General features: G+C 62.2%; 15 protein-coding genes. 9 read left to right on the top strand and 6 right to left on the bottom strand.

Annotation, left to right across the window (positions count from 1 at the left end; translation table 11 throughout):
- Positions 1 to 52 precede the first annotated feature (52 nt).
- Positions 53 to 1,000 carry a TauD/TfdA dioxygenase family protein gene (locus P0D96_RS02295; protein WP_408311282.1) on the top strand — a complete coding sequence of 316 codons (948 nt, stop codon included), beginning with the start codon at positions 53 to 55 and terminating at the stop codon, positions 998 to 1,000.
- A 91-nt stretch (positions 1,001 to 1,091) separates the two neighbouring features.
- Here the strand turns inward: P0D96_RS02295 and P0D96_RS02290 are convergent, their stop codons facing one another.
- Positions 1,092 to 2,405 (bottom strand): replication-associated recombination protein A, encoded by a 1,314-nt coding sequence (locus P0D96_RS02290; RefSeq protein WP_132374440.1) that lies wholly within the window; start codon positions 2,403 to 2,405, stop codon positions 1,092 to 1,094.
- 73 nt (positions 2,406 to 2,478) lie between these two features.
- Entirely contained in the window at positions 2,479 to 2,910 is a 432-nt protein-coding gene (locus P0D96_RS02285; protein WP_132374439.1) for an Lrp/AsnC family transcriptional regulator, read from the bottom strand.
- Positions 2,911 to 3,135: 225 nt separating this feature from the next.
- Here P0D96_RS02285 and ocd point away from each other — a divergent pair, with 225 nt between their 5' ends.
- The 3 genes from ocd to P0D96_RS02270 all read left to right on the top strand — a co-directional run bounded on the left by ocd (position 3,136) and on the right by P0D96_RS02270 (position 6,884).
- Positions 3,136 to 4,197, top strand: a complete 1,062-nt coding sequence (gene ocd, locus P0D96_RS02280; RefSeq protein ID WP_408311279.1) for an ornithine cyclodeaminase — start codon at positions 3,136 to 3,138, stop codon at positions 4,195 to 4,197.
- 52 nt (positions 4,198 to 4,249) lie between these two features.
- Positions 4,250 to 5,194 (top strand): citrulline utilization hydrolase CtlX, encoded by a 945-nt coding sequence (gene ctlX, locus P0D96_RS02275; RefSeq protein WP_408311276.1) that lies wholly within the window; start codon positions 4,250 to 4,252, stop codon positions 5,192 to 5,194.
- Positions 5,195 to 5,318: 124 nt separating this feature from the next.
- Positions 5,319 to 6,884: a phospholipase D family protein gene (locus tag P0D96_RS02270; protein ID WP_408311273.1), complete on the top strand. Its 1,566-nt coding sequence runs from the start codon at positions 5,319 to 5,321 to the stop codon at positions 6,882 to 6,884.
- An 81-nt stretch (positions 6,885 to 6,965) separates the two neighbouring features.
- Here the strand turns inward: P0D96_RS02270 and P0D96_RS02265 are convergent, their stop codons facing one another.
- From P0D96_RS02265 to P0D96_RS02255, 3 genes are all read right to left on the bottom strand, one after another.
- Positions 6,966 to 7,796 (bottom strand): polysaccharide deacetylase family protein, encoded by an 831-nt coding sequence (locus tag P0D96_RS02265; RefSeq protein WP_408176680.1) that lies wholly within the window; start codon positions 7,794 to 7,796, stop codon positions 6,966 to 6,968.
- The gene (locus tag P0D96_RS02260) at positions 7,793 to 8,908 is read right to left on the bottom strand and encodes a glycosyltransferase family 4 protein (protein ID WP_408311270.1); all 1,116 of its coding nucleotides are present in this window, start codon (positions 8,906 to 8,908) and stop codon (positions 7,793 to 7,795) included. Before P0D96_RS02260 ends, P0D96_RS02265 begins: the two co-directional genes overlap by 4 nt.
- Before the next feature lie 560 nt (positions 8,909 to 9,468).
- A complete protein-coding gene (locus P0D96_RS02255) occupies positions 9,469 to 10,086 on the bottom strand; it encodes a DJ-1/PfpI family protein (RefSeq protein ID WP_408311673.1) in 618 nt (205 codons plus the stop codon).
- A 167-nt stretch (positions 10,087 to 10,253) separates the two neighbouring features.
- Between P0D96_RS02255 and P0D96_RS02250 the strand changes: the two genes are divergently transcribed.
- Both P0D96_RS02250 and P0D96_RS02245 read left to right on the top strand, forming a co-directional pair.
- On the top strand, positions 10,254 to 11,588 hold the full coding sequence (locus P0D96_RS02250) for an aminotransferase-like domain-containing protein (protein ID WP_408311267.1): 1,335 nt from the start codon (positions 10,254 to 10,256) through the stop codon (positions 11,586 to 11,588).
- 296 nt (positions 11,589 to 11,884) lie between these two features.
- Positions 11,885 to 12,994 (top strand): branched-chain amino acid ABC transporter substrate-binding protein, encoded by a 1,110-nt coding sequence (locus P0D96_RS02245; protein WP_408282491.1) that lies wholly within the window; start codon positions 11,885 to 11,887, stop codon positions 12,992 to 12,994.
- An 8-nt stretch (positions 12,995 to 13,002) separates the two neighbouring features.
- Here the strand turns inward: P0D96_RS02245 and P0D96_RS02240 are convergent, their stop codons facing one another.
- Positions 13,003 to 13,479, bottom strand: coding sequence for an Lrp/AsnC family transcriptional regulator (locus P0D96_RS02240; protein WP_132374432.1), 477 nt, complete (start codon positions 13,477 to 13,479; stop codon positions 13,003 to 13,005).
- Positions 13,480 to 13,658: 179 nt separating this feature from the next.
- On the opposite strand from P0D96_RS02240, the gene P0D96_RS02235 reads away from it, so the two are divergent.
- The 3 genes from P0D96_RS02235 (at position 13,659) to P0D96_RS02225 (ending at position 16,944) form a co-directional block, all read left to right on the top strand.
- Positions 13,659 to 14,906: a diaminopropionate ammonia-lyase gene (locus P0D96_RS02235; protein WP_408311263.1), complete on the top strand. Its 1,248-nt coding sequence runs from the start codon at positions 13,659 to 13,661 to the stop codon at positions 14,904 to 14,906.
- Between the two features lie 39 nt (positions 14,907 to 14,945).
- Complete coding sequence (locus tag P0D96_RS02230) at positions 14,946 to 16,118, top strand: M20 aminoacylase family protein (protein WP_408311260.1); 1,173 nt, start codon at positions 14,946 to 14,948, stop codon at positions 16,116 to 16,118.
- 76 nt (positions 16,119 to 16,194) lie between these two features.
- Entirely contained in the window at positions 16,195 to 16,944 is a 750-nt protein-coding gene (locus P0D96_RS02225; protein ID WP_408311257.1) for an aldolase, read from the top strand.
- Positions 16,945 to 17,196 lie beyond the last annotated feature (252 nt).

Genomic DNA, 17,196 nt, shown 5'->3' with positions numbered 1-17,196 from the left:
GGCTTTCGCGCCGCCGGACACGTTCTCTTCATCAGGACATCAGGAGCTTTTCATGAGTGCAGCCGCAGTGCAGGACGTACAGTCGATTCAGGTCACGCCGCTTTCCGCCCATATCGGCGCGGAAATTCATGGTGTCGATCTTACGCAAAAGCTGGATGCGCGCCAGATCGCGGAGATTCGCGCGGCGCTTCTGAAGTGGCGCGTCGTCTTCTTTCGCGAGCAGTTTCTCACGCACGAACAGCACGTCGCGTTCTCGGCGCAGTTCGGCGAACTGACCTTGGGGCATCCGGTGTTCGGCCACGTGGACGGTCATCCGGAGATCTACTCGATTTCGAAGTACCGCAAAGCGACGCGTTTCGAGGGGCAAACGCTGCAACGCCCGTGGACCGGCTGGCATACGGACGTGACGGCCGCGCTCAATCCGCCCTGGGCGTCGATCCTGCGTGGCGTGACGATTCCGCCTTACGGCGGCGACACACAGTGGACCAACCTGGTGGCCGCCTATCAGAAGCTGTCCGCACCGCTGCGTGCGTTCGTCGATGGTCTGCGCGGGCTGCACCGTTTCACGCCGCCGGCCGGCGCGAGCGGCACGGAGGCGTTCAACAAAGCCGTCGAGCAACGCACGCTCGTCACCGAACATCCGCTTGTCAGAGTTCATCCGGAAACGGGCGAGCGGGCGCTCTATGTCAGCCCGAGCTTCCTGAAGTCGATCGTCGGCGTGGGCCCGCGTGAAAGCCAGGTGTTGCTCGAACTGCTCTGGGAACATGTGACGCGGCCGGAGTTCACCGTGCGCTTCAAATGGGAGGCCGGCAGCATCGCGTTCTGGGACAACCGGGCGACGGCCCACCTCGCGCCCACGGACATTTTCGATCTCGACTTCGACCGCCAACTGTATCGCACGACACTCGTCGGCGACGTGCCCGTTGGCCCGGACGGCACGCAGTCGGTGGCGATAGAAGGCTCGCCGGTGAGCGCCGCGGCGGCGGTTGCGTTGAACTGAGGACGAAGGCTCCGCGAGCGGAAAACCGGCAGCGGGCGCAGCAAAAAGATATCGCCACCCTGACCCGCGCTGTCGATCAGATCGACAGCGCCTACCGCTTCAGTTTCCCGCGTGCCTGCGCGTCGAGTTCGCGCAGATGAGCGAGCTTGTCGCCGATTTTTGATTCCAGTCCGCGCGGCACCGGCTGATACCAGCGTTGTTCGGCGACGTCTTCTGGAAAGTAGTGTTCGCCCGCCGCGTACGCATCCGGTTCGTCATGCGCGTAGCGGTAGTCCTTTTTGTAGCCGAGATCCTTCATGAGTTGCGTCGGCGCATTCCGAAGATGCAGCGGCACCGCCCGCGTGCGGTCACCGCGCACGAATGACAGCGCCTGATGCCACGCCATGCTGAGCGCATTCGACTTCGGCGCGACGGCGATATACACGAGGGCCTGGGCGAGCGCCAGTTCGCCTTCGGGCGAACCGAGCCGTTCATAGGCCTCGGCCGCGTTCACTGCGACCTGCAACGCTCGCGGATCCGCATTACCCACCTCCTCGCTCGCCAGGATGATGATGCGGCGCGCGAGATAACGCACGTCGACACCGCCGTCGATCATTCGCGCCATCCAGTACAACGCCGCATCCGGATCGGAGCCGCGGGCGGATTTGATCAGCGCGGAAATCTGGTCGTAGAACTCCTCGCCCCCTTTGTCGAAACGCCGCGTCGTTGTCGCGGACGCGGTGCTGACGAAGCTCGCGTCGATGCGTGTGAGCCCGGCTGCGGTAGCGGCATTGGCGAGCTGCTCGACGAGGTTCAGAAACTTGCGGCCGTCGCCGTCGGCAAAGCCGATGACGGCATCGAGCGCGGATGGCTCGAACTCGAGTTCGCCCAACACCGCCTGCGCTCGCCGGAAGAGCTGCCGCAATTCCTCGTCGGATAGCGGCTTGAGCACGTACACCTGCGCCCGCGACAGCAGCGCGCTGTTGACCTCGAAGCTGGGATTCTCCGTGGTCGCGCCGATGAGCGTCAGCCGGCCCGTTTCCACGTGCGGCAGCAAGGCGTCTTGCTGACTCTTGTTGAGCCGGTGAATTTCATCGAGGAACAGGACGGTCGAGCGGCCCCGGTGGTCGAGCATCTGCTGGGCACGCGCGGCGGCCTCCCTCAGTTCCTTGACGCCGGCGGCGACGGCCGACTCGGCGATGAACTCGTAGTCGAAAGCCCGCGCGGCAAGCCGCGCAATCGTCGTCTTGCCGACGCCGGGCGGCCCCCACAGAATGAACGAGTGCAGTCGTTGGGAGTCGAGTGCGAGCCGCAGCGGCTTACCCGGGCCCAGCAGGTGAGACTGCCCGACGACATCGTCGAGCGATTCGGGCCGGAGCTGCTCGGCGAGCGGCGCGCGAGGTTGAGTGGCAAAGAGGTCGGTCATGGTGCGGATGTGAGCGGCTTTCCCTTGGCGGACGTGCGGGCTCACGGAATTGAGTGGCCGCAATAAAACGCCCTTATATCTTGTGAGTCGACAGCAGAATACTCGTTTCAGTGCTGGCGATGCCGTCGATCAGACGGATCGCGCCAAGCACCCGATCGAAGTTTTCCAGCGAATCCGCCCGCAGCTCCGCGATCAGGTCCCAACGCCCATTGGTGCTGTGGATCGTCGCGACGTTGGGGTGGCCACGAAGCACTTTGAGCACATCGGCCGCGCGGTTGCCCTCAACCGCAATCGACATCAACGCCCGGATCCGGTGCGCCTCCGCCGCGGGTTTCAGGCGCACGGTATAGCCCACGATCACGCCGCTCTTTTCCAGCCGCGTCAGCCGGTTCTGCACCGTGGCGCGAGCGACCCGCAAGTGCTTCGCCAGCGTCACAACGGACATGCGCGCGTCATCGCGCAGTAAGGCAATCAGCTGCCTGTCGATGTCGTCGAGATCGATCATTTTTTGTGCCTACACCGGTTTCCGGCCGGGTTCCGTTCAGGCTGCGTCGAGCAAACCTGGGTCAGATAGAAGTGCGGACAGTACAAAACGCGCATTCGGAGTGCGCATCTTGACACTTCCGAGCACCAAACTGCAATGTTTGTTGTCTTTTTGTTGGCGTGGAGGCACGGAATAATTTCGCTATCGCTCCGGTTCGGAGCCTGCAACAACAACGGAGACATCACCATGACCCGCTTCCTCGACGTACCCGCAACGTACCGGCTCGTCGCCGATATCGGCGTACCGCGCTTTCTCGACGAACTTGCCCAGATCATCCGTGCCGACTATCTGCGCTGGAGCGAGTTCGACAAGTCGCCGCGTGTCGCCTGCCATTCGCGACTCGGCGTCATCGAGTTGATGCCTGTGGCCGACGCTGAGCTGTTTGCCTTCAAGTATGTGAACGGTCATCCCATCAATGCCGAGCGCGGCATGCAAACCGTCATGGCGTTTGGCGCACTGGCCTCGGTGGATACCGGTTACCCGCTGTTTCTTTCCGAACTCACCTTGACCACGGCGCTGCGTACCGCGGCGACTTCCGCGCTGGCGGCGAAAGCACTGGCGCGGCCCGATTCGCGACGCATGGCCTTGATAGGCAATGGCGCGCAAAGCGAGTTTCAGGCCATTGCGTTCCATACACTTGTGGGCATCGACGAGCTTCGCGTGTTCGACGTCGACAACCGCGCCACGGACAAACTCATTCGCAATCTCGCGGCGTGGCCGCAATTGCGCATCGTCCGCGCGACGTCGGTTGCGCAGGCCGTGCGCGGCGCCGATATCGTCACAACCGTGACCGCCGACAAGGCCTACGCGACGATCATCACGCCGGACATGATCGAACCGGGCATGCATCTGAACGCCGTGGGCGGCGACTGTCCGGGCAAGACCGAACTGCATGCCGATGTGCTGAACATGAGCCGCGTGATCGTGGAGTACGAACCGCAGACCCGCATTGAAGGCGAGATTCAGCAATTGGCCGCCGACTCGCCCGTGATCGAACTGTGGCGCGTGTTGCGCGGCGAAATCGCCGGACGCGAAAATGCACAGCAGGTCACCGTATTCGACTCCGCCGGCTTCGCGCTCGAAGACTATTCGGCACTGCGCTATTTGCATGAGCTCGCGCGGACACACAAAGTCGGAATCGAAGTCGCGCTGATTCCGCCTGCCGCGGATCCGAAGGACTTGTTCGGCGAACTCGCACTGGCAGCCATCGAGCGGGCGAGTGTCGACCACGTATTGGCGCCGGTCTGACGCGCAGCCCGCTATCGACGCGCACGTTCTCTTACTTCCGCGATCCCTATCCATGAGCCTTCTGTCGATTCAGGCGCCGTCCGCTGTCGTCGTGATCCGCCCGCACTGTTTTTATCCCAACCCCGAGACGGCAAGCGACAACGCGTTTCAGCGCACCGGCGGCTTCACAGATCCCAATGAAGCGGGATCGCTAGCGGCCGCCGCCTATGACGAAGTGACGGCCGCTGCGGCGGCGTTGGAAGCCGCGGGCGTGCGCGTTCATCTCTTCGAGGACCACGGAACACGGGGCACGCCCGATTCCGTGTTCCCGAACAACTGGTTCTCGACGCACCCCGGCGGGCACGTCGCGTTGTATCCGATGCACTGCGTCAACCGCCGGCGTGAGCGCAGAAGCGATGTGATCGAGATGTTCAAGGCACATTATCGCGTGCAGGACGTCATCGACTATTCGGGACTCGAATACGACGACGTGTTTCTCGAAGGCACGGGAGCCATGGTGCTGGACCACATCGCGCGCATCGCGTATGCCGTGCGCTCGCGCCGCGCGGATCCGGTGGCGCTCGAACGGTTCTGCACGAACTTCAACTTCGAGCCGGTATGCTTCGACGCGGTCGACTCGGCAGGTCTCGCGGTGTATCACACCAACGTCATGATGAGCGTCGCAACAGAGTTCGCGTTGATCGGGCTCGACCTGATCGCCGATGAACGTCGGCGCGCCGAAGTGAGGGCGCGTCTGATGGAAAGCGGACGCGTCGTGATCGATCTCGACGCCGCGCAGATCGCCAACTTTGCCGCGAACGCGCTTGAACTATCCGGCAGCGGCGGACGCGTGCTCGCGCTTTCGGAGCGGGCCGCGTCATGCCTGACGGCCAGGCAGAAGGCGCTGATCGAACGCTCTGCCCGACTGCTGCCATTGCGCGTGCCCACCATCGAAATGGCCGGGGGCTCGGTCCGCTGCATGCTGGGGGGCATTCATTTGTCGCGGCGACCCGTCTGAACGGCGCGAAGCCGGATGCAACCCGGGATGGACGCGTTCCGGATGGCGGCGCAACTGACGCCGCACTCGACGCGCCTCACGCTTGCCGCTATCTTACGGACACGCACGTTCGAAGGGTACAACCATGGCGACGTTCCGCGGTCTCGTTGCAGTCTTGCTGATCACGCTGCTGTCCGCCTGCGCGAGCCTGCCGCCGCAGACCGGCCGTACCGCGACGCACGCATTGACGGACACGGACAGCACGCGCCTCGCCGTCGCCTTCATCCCGCAGGAACGCAAGCATCCCGACAACAGCGCGTTCCATCTGCTGCCCAACGGGGTCGATGCCCTGCTCGCCCGCATCGTGCTGACTGAGGCCGCCGAGCGCACGCTCGACCTGCAGTACTACATCTGGCACGACGATCTGACGGGCCGTCATCTGGCCGACGCGGTGCTCAAAGCCGCCGATCGCGGCGTCAGGGTTCGCGTTCTGCTGGACGATCTGGGCACGGCCGGCGACGACAAGGTTCTGCTCGCCCTCAGCTCGCACCCCAACATCGAAATACGGCTCTTCAATCCGATCGCCAATCGGTCCTTCAAGAAGCTGGGCATGGCGCTCGAGTTCAGACGGATCAATCGGCGCATGCACAACAAGGCATTGATCGCGGACAATCAGGCCGCCATTCTCGGCGGCCGCAATATCGGCGACGAGTACTTCGGCGCATCCAGCGAGGTCGACTTTGGCGACCTCGACGTGCTGACTTTCGGGCCCGTCGTCCACAAGGTCTCCAATGCTTTCGACGAATTCTGGAACTCGGATGCTGCCTATCCGATCGCCAGCCTGACCGGACATCCAGCCGAGCCGGACTCGCTGCCGGCTTATCGTGCCAAGCTCACGGCGTTCATTGCCTCCGAGCGCGATTCGCCGTACGTCACGCAGGTCAAGGCACGCCTTGGCGAAACGCTGAACGCGCGCGACACCGACTTCTCCTGGGGCAAGGCGACCCTCCTGTACGACGATCCCGCCAAAATCACACGCTCGCCCGACGATCCACAGGGACATCTGCTGTCGCAGTTCAATGCGTTGAGTATCGAGCCCGCGAAAGAAGTGCTGATCATCTCGCCGTACTTCGTCCCCGGCAAAAAGGGCGTGGAATGGATGCGCGCGCAAACGCGGCGCGGCGTGCGCGTGACCGTGCTGACGAACTCGCTCGCCGCGACCGACGTCGCGGCGGTTCACGCGGGATATCAACGCTATCGCAAGGATCTGCTCGACGCCGGCGTGCATCTGTATGAATTGAAGCCCGTTGTCGACAAGAACGCCGGCGAAGACGCCGGCCAGAAAAAGAAATCGATCCTGGGCTCTTCAAAGGCCTCGCTGCATGCGAAGACCTATGTGTTCGACAGAACCAGCATCTTCATCGGCTCGATGAATCTCGATCCTCGTTCGATCACGCTCAATACGGAAATCGGCGTGTACTGCGAAAGTGCCCCACTCGCCGCACAAGTCGCGGATGGGGTCGAGCCGAAGCTCGATCAGATCGCGTGGCGGCTCGAAACCCGCACGGATGCGAATGGCACGAGCCGGATCGTATGGATCGACACCGCGCCGGATGGCAAGGTCAGCGAACTCGACGAACCCGGCGTGTCCAGCATGAAGCGCGTCGGCATCTGGTTCCTCGGTTTGTTGCCGATCGAGTCGCAGTTGTGATGAAGCGGCCCGGCTGTGGGCGCCATAGCGACGGCGCAGAGGTGGGAAGGTTGCGCCTGCGAAAAGTCAGACGCCAGCGCGTTACCGTTTGATCCTCAAATACGCCCGGCTGATCGCGGGCCGCGTATGCACCCATAACCGCGAGGCGAGCCACGAGGCCGGCCGGTCACGCACTTCCAGGCGAGTGATCGAGCGAGCCGCGCCGTCATGACGTCCAGCATAGTTCGAACCCGTCTCGCACGTGTAAAAGTGACGGAAGCCGGCCTGAGCCGCAATGCGCCGATAGTCGTCGTCGTGGTATCCCTGTGGCCAGCACAGATGATCCGATACGGCGCCCAGTCTTTGCTCCAGCATGGCGCGCGCGCTGGCGAGATCGCGTGTCAGCCCGGCGCACTTCTCCTCTGCGTTGGCGGAGACTCGATCCCACCGCACATGGCTATGCGTATGACTGTGAAATTCGAACGTGCCGGCTTCACGCATCGCGTCGATCTCCGACCATCGAAGAATGGCGCGATCGGCTTCACCGTTTTCGATCGCCACCTCGCCATCGCGGTGATTGAGCAATGCAGGCAGCGCGTCGCCCGAACGCGCGTGCGCACGCACCGGTCCTTCGCCGATCCAGCTCGTCACCAGAAAGCACAACGCGGTCAATCCATGTGCCTGTAGGACCGGGTGCGCATGCACCCAGTTGTCGAGGTAGCCGTCGTCGAAAGTCAGCACGACGGACTTCTTCGGCAATGGCTCGCCCGCCAGATAGGTCGACAGTTGCGCGCTGCCGACGGTCGTGTACCCCGCCTCGGCCAGATACGCCATTTGCGCGGCAAAGTGTTCCGGCGACACCGTGATCATGCCTGGCGAGGTGCTGATGTGGTGATACATCAGCACGGGCACCGCGCGTGCGAACTTCGTCATGCCGCCGCCCGCCGTTCGCCGTAGTAAGCGCGCCGGGCGTAGATGCCGCGCATATAGCAGTCGATGGTCTCGTTCGCCATGGCGTCCACCGTGAAGCGGTTATCGGTCTTCAGACGCGCGGCAAGCCCCAGGCGCTCGCGCAGCGGCGCATCGTCGATCAGACGCGCCAGCGCGCTCCTCAATGCATCGATGTCGTGCGCCGGCACGAGCAGGCCATTCACGCCGTCGTCGATCAACTCGGGCACGCCATCGACGCGCGTGCCGATCACCGGCAAACCCACCGCCATCGCTTCGATAAACGATTGTCCGAGCGCTTCCTGATGCGTCGGCAAAACGAACAGATCGCAGCCGCGCAGCACATTGGTAATGTCCGTGCGAAAGCCGAGCAGATGGATACGCTGGGACAAGCCCATGTTATCGACAATCGTCTTGATCTTCTCGAACCACACGCCGTCGCCCGCCATCACGACATGCAGATTGGGACGCTCGGCCAGCATCGGCCTGACCGCCGCGATCAGGTCTTCGTGGCCTTTCTTCTCGCGGACGATCGCCACCATGCCGGCGACAACCGTGTCGGCGTCCAGTCCGAGTTCATCGCGCAACGTGGAGCAGGTCCCCGCTTCCGGCTTCAGGATGCCGTCGTAAATCGTCTCGACGCGGTGTTCCTGCACGCCCGCGGAGATCAGGTACTTTCGCACATGATGGCTGACCGCGACGACGCGATGAGGAATCCAGTTGTACGTGGCAAGCGATGTGATCGGCAACGCCAGATGCCGCGTGCGCACGATGAACGGCGTCCGCGCGAGCCGCCCCGCCATGCCGGCGACGAGGCTGTCATGGCCGCTGTGCGTATTCAGCACATTGAAGCGACGACGCTCGAGCAGCGACCGGATCGTGAGCATGGAGCGCAGATCCGCGCCCGCCCGCATGCGCGCGTAATGCACCTGAAAGCCTTCAGCGTGCGCGCGAATCCCAAGGCACGCGTCTTCCGGACAAACGAGTTCGACGTTATGACCCAGCGCTCGCAACGCGATCATTTCCTTGAGCGTGCGAACCTCCTGGCCTCCCCATCCCCGTGACGACTCACTATGGAGAACACTTAATGCTTTCATGCGCTGACAGTCTCCCCGGACCCTTCCTGTGTACGACGACCCGGTTTGTAATCGTTGGTAATATTTACCCCGGACCGCTGCGACCTTAGGGCAAACGCAATGTTCATGGGGGGAAGCGAATGTGAAGTTGCGTCAGCCGATGACGGCTGACGTCCGTGTTAAACGGACTGGCATGACTTCTCGTTGACACTCGACTTTCAAGTTGTGGCGGGAGTATTTGGGTAGCCTCCCGTTCTGTAAATAGCCAAACTCACCGACCCCGACGGATTGAATCGGCGCAAACGTTGTCGCCGGGTAAGTGTTGGTTTTTGCGCAGTTGAAGCGGCGGGGAAAAGGAGAGAACGCAGAAAGCGCTTGACTGGGAATGACGTTTAGCGTGGGTTGAAGGCATCGGCGATGCCTTCAGTTTTTGCCGTGGTAGCGACTGCGGTTTCGACCGATCGAAGCCGGTCGTATCGCGGAGGATCGGACCGCCGCGATGCGCCAGGCGACCTCACTCAAATGACCGATTTTCTAAGAGGAATAGTCAATAGGCCGCGCTGGCGTTTTAGTTTGTTCGCTTACACCGTCGTCAGGTTCGCTTCCAGGAACGGCATGATATTGGCCATCGCGCGGGACACGTAGGCCTCTTTCTCTCCGACGGGAGCGACGTAATGCAGTGCGCTCTGCGCCGCGTCGATCCCCTCCAGACGGGCGATGATCCAGGCGGCGAGGTAAGCCGAAGCCAGACAGCCCCCGGCGGTCGCCACGTTGCCGCTGGCGAAAATGGGCTGATTCAACACGTCGATACCCGCTTCCTGAACCCACGGCCTGGTGGTGAGATCGGTACATGCCGGCACGCCATCGAGCAGGCCCAACCTGGCGAGAATAAGCGTGCCGGAACACTGCGCGGCCAGCAGCTGTTTTGACGGGTCGAGCTGCAACTGCGCCATCAACGCACTATCGGCGACGACTTCACGCGTCTGTCTGCCGCTGCCCACGATCACCGCATCGGCAGTACAGGCCTCTTGCAATGAAGCCTGGGCTTCGATGACCACGCCATTCATCGACTTGACCCGCGCGGTCGGACAAGCGATCGACACACGCCAGCCTGGCTTCTTGACGCGATTGAGGACGCCGAGCGCGATAAGCGAGTCGAGTTCGTTGAAGCCTTCGAAGGTAAGGATGGCGATGTGCATGATGTTGTCGTCCATGAGCCAAAGGGGCGCTGACTGTTGGCCGCCGATTCAACAGGCCACGCCAACCAAAGCCGGCGAGTCCCACGACGGCGCAAACAGAGTTGCGATGTGACATCGTATGGCCGAGAATCAATACAATCAAATAATTGTCATGGATACATTTGCGCATGCCCACCTCGCGGTACAAATTGCTGGTCGACAGAATGGCGACCGAGATTCGGACGGGACGCCTCGCGCCCGGCACGCGCTTGCCGACTCACCGGCAGCTCGCCGCCAAGGAGGGACTTGCGCTGGTCACCGCATCGCGGGTCTATGCCGAACTCGGGGCGATGGGATTGGTCAGCGGCGAAACCGGCCGCGGCACCTTCGTGCGAGAAATATCCCTGCCTCCGCGCCTGGGCGTCGACCAGCATGCCGGCGACGCGGGTTTGACGGACCTCAATTTCAACAATCCGTCCCTCCCCGGTCAGGCCGAACTTCTCAGAAGCGCCCTGCGCCAGCTCGCGTCCTCCGGCGACCTGGATGCGCTATTGCGCTATCAGCCGCACGGCGGCCGGACGCATGAACGGGAGATCGTCGCGCGTCACCTGGCGTGTCGGGGGCTCGCTGTCCAAGGCGATCAGGTCGTGATCGTGAACGGCGCGCAGCATGGTTTGACAGCAACCGTTCTAGCGCTCCTGAAGCCCGGCGATGTGGTCGCGGTCGACGCGTTGACCTATCCGGGGTTCAAGGTGCTAGCCGAAACGATCCGGCTCGAACTGGCGCCGATTCCGGTTTCCGACCAGGGCCCCGACCTGAACGCGCTCGAACGCTTGTGCCGAAGCAGAAAAGTGCGTGCCATCTACACGATGCCGACACTCCATAACCCGCTAGGCGGGGTCATGAACGCGCATTGTCGGCACGAGTTGGTGGCGCTTGCCCGAAAGCACGGATTGCTCATCATCGAGGACGCCGCGTATGCCTTCCTCGCGGAAGACCCGCCGCCCCCGTTGGCAGCGCTCGCACCTGAGACGACGGTGTACGTCTCGGGGTTGTCGAAAAGCATCGCCACCGGCTTGCGAGTCGGTTTCGTTGCCGCCCCCGATCGCTGGGTCGCGCCGATCGAGCGTGCGATCCGGGCCACCACCTGGAACACGGCCGCGGTGATGACCGCCATTGCCTGCGGCTGGCTCGACGATGGCACCGTCACACGTCTGGAGATAGAGAAGCGCGAGGATGCGAGGGTCCGGCAATCGATGGCCGCCGAGGTCCTCGCCGGACTGCGACGCGTTTGTCATCCCGTGTCCTACTTCCTCTGGCTTCCTCTCGCAGAGGAGGTTCGCGCGGACGTGGTTGCGATGGCGCTCGTGCGCGAGGGAATTTCAGTCTCGACTGCCGAGCCTTTCTCGACTTCGGAACATGTACCGCATGCGATTCGCGTGGCGCTTGGTTCTGTTGAATTGACCACGCTCCGGGAGTCGTTGGAAAAGATTAAACGCGTGATCGCCTCTTACACCTATTGAGTGGCTTAAGCGGAAGCGCTCCTTTTGTCGGAAATAGCGAACGGCCGTTGTCACGTCGACCCGACGCCTCGCCGGTGCGCCAACACCGCCGAGAAAAATTATCGATCCGCAGGCTGTTTTCGATCAGCAATTTCACGAGCGACACCTCACGCGATTTTGGCTACCACGCGGGCACCGTACGATTTCCATCAGCCTTCGCGACAAGCAAAAGGCCCCGAGCCGTGCCTCCTATGCATCAGCCCCGTCTCCAATTCTGCGAGTATCCGATCGTGAAAACACTGAAGTGCACCACCGCCATGTTTGCTCTGGCATTAGCGACGTCGCCGTTGTCGGCTCGCGCGGACGTCACCGTGAAAATCGGCCAGGTGTCGCCGCTAACCGGCGAACTCTCGCACATCGGCAAAGATGACGAGAACGGCGTCAGGCTCGCAATCGAGGATCTGAACAGCAAGAAACTGCGGATCGGCGGACAGACCGTGACGTTCGCGCTCGACTCCCAGGATGACGCCGCCGATCCCAAGACGGCAGTGACCGTGGCGCAAAAACTCATCGATGACAAGGTGGCGGGCGTCGTGGGACATGCGAATTCCGGCACCTCCATTCCCGCATCCAAGATCTATTCCGACGCCGGCATTCCGATGATCACGGAGTCCGCGACCAACCCGAAGCTGACGGCGCAAGGCTACAAGTCAGTGTTTCGAATGGTTGCCAATGACGTCAGACAGGGAACGGTTATCGGCACCTACCTCGTCAAGGACCTGAAGGCGTCCAGGGTCGCCATCGTCGATGACCGCACGGCATACGGCCAGGGCCTCGCCGACGAAGTCGAGAAGGCCGTCAAGGCGGCGGGTGGCACCGTCGTGGTTCGAGAATACGGAACGGACAAAACGACCAACTGGATGGCCGTGCTGACCACGATCAAGAGTCATGTTCCGACCGGCATCGTGTTCACGGGTGGCGATACGCAGGCAGCCTCGTTCGCGCAACAGGCGCAGAAACTCGGCCTGAAGGCGAAACTGATTGCAGGCGATGAAGCGTGCACGCCGCAGTTCATCAAGCTGGCCGGATCGGCCATGACGGACAACATGTACTGCACGCTCGCAGGCGTGCCGCCTGCGAAGATGCCGCAGGGCGACGCCTTCTTCAAACGCTTCCAGCAGCGCTTCGGCACGCCTGTGCAGCTCTACGCGCCGTATGCATACGACGCCGTGATGGCCATGGCGGGCGCGATGCAGGCAGCCGACTCCACCGACCCGAAGGTCTACCTCGCCAAGCTCCAGACTTTGAAAATAGATGGCGTGACCGGCCCCATCCAGTTCGATGCCAATGGCGACATCCGCAATGGCGCGATCACCGTTCGCCAGTTCGGGCAAGGCGACTGGCACGATCGCAGCGTCGTCAGGTAGCGAGCGGGCTATTCGTCGAGATCGACCGGCACCGTCAAGCCGACCTTGACGCGGCTCATGCTGACCAGCGTTTTGAAGCGCTTGACGTTGTTATTCGCAAAGAAGAGTTGCCGGGTCAACTCGTTGTACTGCTCCATATGCCGCACCGTCATGACGAGCACGAAGTCCCACTCGCCGGCGACGTAATAGCACTGCTGAACTTGCGGACACTGTGAGAACGTCCGCTTCATCGCGTCCAACAGGTCGATCTGTTCGCTCTCGACCTCGATGGACGTGATGATCGTGAGAGGCGAACCCACCTTCTCCGGCGAAACGATTGCGGCATACCGTTCGATCACGCCCTCGTCGGCAAGACGGCGCAGGCGCCGGTTCACGGCGGCAGTGGACAGACTGACGCGTGACCCAAGCTCGTTCTGCGGGATCTGCGCGTCTTCCTGTACTTCGCGCAGCAGCTTTCTGTCGAAGGTATCGAGAGTCGTGGCCATAGTCGTGCTTCAACCCGATTAAATGAGATTTTTTTTCATAAACAGCCTGCATTCTGCGTCATATCGGCGCGGATCAAGCAATATTATTCTGTTGGATGGTGACATGTCGAGGACGGCTGCCCGCCCTTTTCCCCGACCGAAGTCACTTTGTCCAACCGTCTTTCCGGAGTCGAATTGCAATGCTCATCGCCAACAAGCATGCGTCGCGTACCTGCTACCCCAATGACCTGACGCGGATCCTGAACGTTGCGGCGGCCCAGCAAAGCCGTGCATGGCTGTCACATTGGGATCACCTCAATCCAAAGGCAACGCCGCTTCGGGATTTACCCGATGCCGCGGCGCGACTCGGCGTCGCGAAGCTATGCGTGAAAGACGAATCCGTGCGTTCCCCACTCGGCAGCTTCAAGGCGCTGGGCGCGCCCATCGCACTGGTCCGGCTGATCCTGCGCCTTTGGCCGATGCACGACCTCGACGCGGTTGCCGTGATCGAGGGACGCTGCAAGGACATGCTCACCCATCTGACGGTGATCAGCGCGACGGACGGTAACCACGGCAAGGCGTTGGCGGCAGCCGCGCAAACGGTCGGCTGTGAATGCGTGATCGTGTTGCATGCCAATGTGAGCGTCGAACGCGAGCAGGCGATTGCTGCATACGGCGCGAAGATCATCCGCATCGCGGGCAACTACGACGAGTCGGTCGAAGAGGCAGCCCGCCTTGCTGCTGCAAACGGCTGGCATGTCGTGTCGGATACCTCGTACGAAGGCTATGAGGACATTCCTCGCGACGTGATGCAGGGATACGGAACCGTGGTCGCCGAAATCATCGAGCAAAGCGCCAGCGATCAGCACGTCCCGGCATTCACTCACGTCTTTCTGCAAGGCGGCGTGGGCGGCCTTGCCGCGGGTATCGCGAGCTTTCTTTGGGAGACCTATGGCGCGGATCGGCCGCACTTCGTGGTGGTCGAGCCGCAGCAGGCCGATTGCCTGTATCAAAGCGCGCTCGAGGGCCGCGCGACGAGAGCTAGCGGAGCGATCGATTCTCTTATGGCCGGGCTGGCTTGCGGCGAGACATCGCCGCTCGCGTGGAAAATCCTGCAGCCTTGCATCGATCACTTCATGACCATCCAGGACGACGACGCGATCATTGCCATGCGCGCATTGGCCGCCGGCTCCGCGCGCGATGTGCCGCTAGTGGCTGGCGAGTCGGGCGCTGCGGGTTTCGCAGGCCTGGCCGCGTTAATGAGCGACGCGAACCTGGCGCGAGCGGTCGGACTGAATGCGAATTCGCGCGTGCTCGTCATCAGCACGGAAGGTGCGACCGCGCCCTCCGTCTACGCGCAATGCGTGGGCGAAACCGCTGCGTCGGTGCTGGAGCGCCAGGCCGATTGGCTCGGCCATCTCGCTCACTCATCGGCGGATATGGCATGACGCGTCGACATGCATTGAATTCGAACAGGATCTGAAACCATGGAAACGTCCCTGCAATCGCAGTTGAAAAGCTGGCGTCAGCATCTGCACCAGCATCCGGAAACCGGCTTCGAGGAAGTCGCGACCGCCGATTACGTGGCGAACATTCTGCAAACGCTCGGCCTCGAGGTTCACCGTGGAATCGGCGGTACCGGACTCGTCGCCAATCTCACCGTTGGGTCGGGAAAAGGCGTGATCGGACTGCGTGCCGATATGGATGCGCTCAATATCCTCGAAAACGCGCCTGACCGTTCGCACGCGTCGGGTACGCACGGCAAGATGCACGCGTGTGGTCACGACGGCCATATGTCCATGATCCTCGGCGCGGCGCGCCTGCTTTGCGAGCGGCGAGACTTCAACGGTACGGTGCGGTTTATCTTCCAGCCGGCGGAGGAACACGGCCGCGGCGCAAAAGCGATGATGAGCGACGGACTCTTCGAGCGCTTCCCTGTCGACGCAATTTTCGGTGCGCACAATATGCCGGGCCAGCGGGCCGGCACATTCGCGACCCGAGCCGGCGGAATCATGGCGAGCGAGGATAACTTCGTCATCCATATCAAGGCGCGCGGCACGCACGCGGCGCGGCCGCACATGGGCGTGGATCCCATCGTGATCGCGTCGCAAATCGTGCTGGCGCTTCAGACCATCGTTTCGCGCAACCTGGATCCGGGCTTACAGGCGGTGATTTCCTGCACCGAGTTCATCACGGACGGCATTCGCAACGTCATCCCCTCGAATGTGACGATCAAAGGCGACACGCGCAGCTACGCGCCGGAGGTGCAGCACATGCTCGCCACCCGCATGCGAGAAATCAGCGAAGGGATCTGCCACGCGCACGGGGCGCAGTGCTCGTTCGAATACACGCACGAATTTGCACCGACCGTGAACTCGGGGGATTATGTGGAGCTTGCCGTCTCGGCGGCCCGTCATATCGTCGGCGCCGAAAACGTCGAAGCCAACGTGCAGCCCATGATGATCTCCGAGGACTTCGGCGCCTTCCTGCAGGTCGTGCCGGGCAACTTTGCTTTCATCGGCAACGGGGATACGGGCAAGACGGGCGGCGTGCCGTTGCATAATTCAACCTATGACTTCAATGATGATATTTTGCTAACCGGTGCGCGATACTTCGCGGAAATAGCAAGGCTCGCACTACCTCTCGCCCGAAGCCGCTGATAAGCTCGTCAATGTTTGTCGAGAGTCGGGCGATAAGGGCCGCCTCCTCCACATCATTACGAACGCGGACACCGCCATGAAAGCTACCCCGGTTGTTGAAGACGCCATCTTTCACGCCCCGGAAGTCGTCGCCCTGCGGCAGAATCTTGCGTTGGCACTGCGTGCCGCCGCGCATCACGGTCTCGGCGAAGGGGTATGCAATCACTTCAGCATCGCACTGCCCGGCAACCGCGGGCTCTTCCTGCTGAATCCGCGCGGCCTGATGTGGAGCGAAATTACGGCGGACGACATCGTCATCGTGGACGGTCTCGGCAATCGCGTCGCCGGCCGGCACGAGATCGAGCCCACCGCCATGTTCATCCACGCGGCGGTCCATAACATCGCGGGCAAGCGTTGCGTGCTGCATACGCATATGCCCTATGCGACCGCATTGACGCTGACCGAAGACTGCGGCCTCGATACCACGCTGTCGCAAAACGCAATGCGCTTTCACGGCCGCATCGCGCTGGACCGCGAGTACAACGGCCTGGCACTGGACGCCGGAGAAGGCGAACGGATCGCGCATGCGATGAATGGCAGCGACATCGTGTTCCTCGGCAACCACGGCGTGGTGGTGTGCGGCGAGCGCATCGACTACGCGTACGATGATCTTTACTATCTGGAGCGGGCTTGCCAAAGCCAGGTGTTGGCGCTTTCCACGGGGCGGCCACTGAAGCCGGTGGACCCTGCCCTCGCGGCTCGCGTGGCAAATCAGGTGCAAAGCGAGCGGGCGCAGTCGGAACTGTTCTTCACGGCATTGAGACGCACGCTGGGCGAACCTGGGTAATAGCACAGACAGTGCCCCTATGCCCCGGACATTGGCGAGGCGGGGTTGCAGCCGCGCCGCGTTTCGTGCAGAGTAGCAACTAATGAAAGACGAGGAAGCGAAGCCAACCCGCGATCCGCTCGATCATGTCGGCGCAGCATCTCCCGCCATTGAATAGAAACGAGTACAGCACGAGCAGCAGAACATCATGGACTTTTTGAGCATTCTCCCGCAACGACCTCCGGTGCCCGCTATGGCGGCCGGAGTCTGCTC

The organism is Paraburkholderia sp. RL17-347-BIC-D (assembly GCF_046027915.1).
Classification (GTDB): domain Bacteria; phylum Pseudomonadota; class Gammaproteobacteria; order Burkholderiales; family Burkholderiaceae; genus Paraburkholderia.
This window is presented reverse-complemented; position numbering and strand designations above follow the sequence as displayed.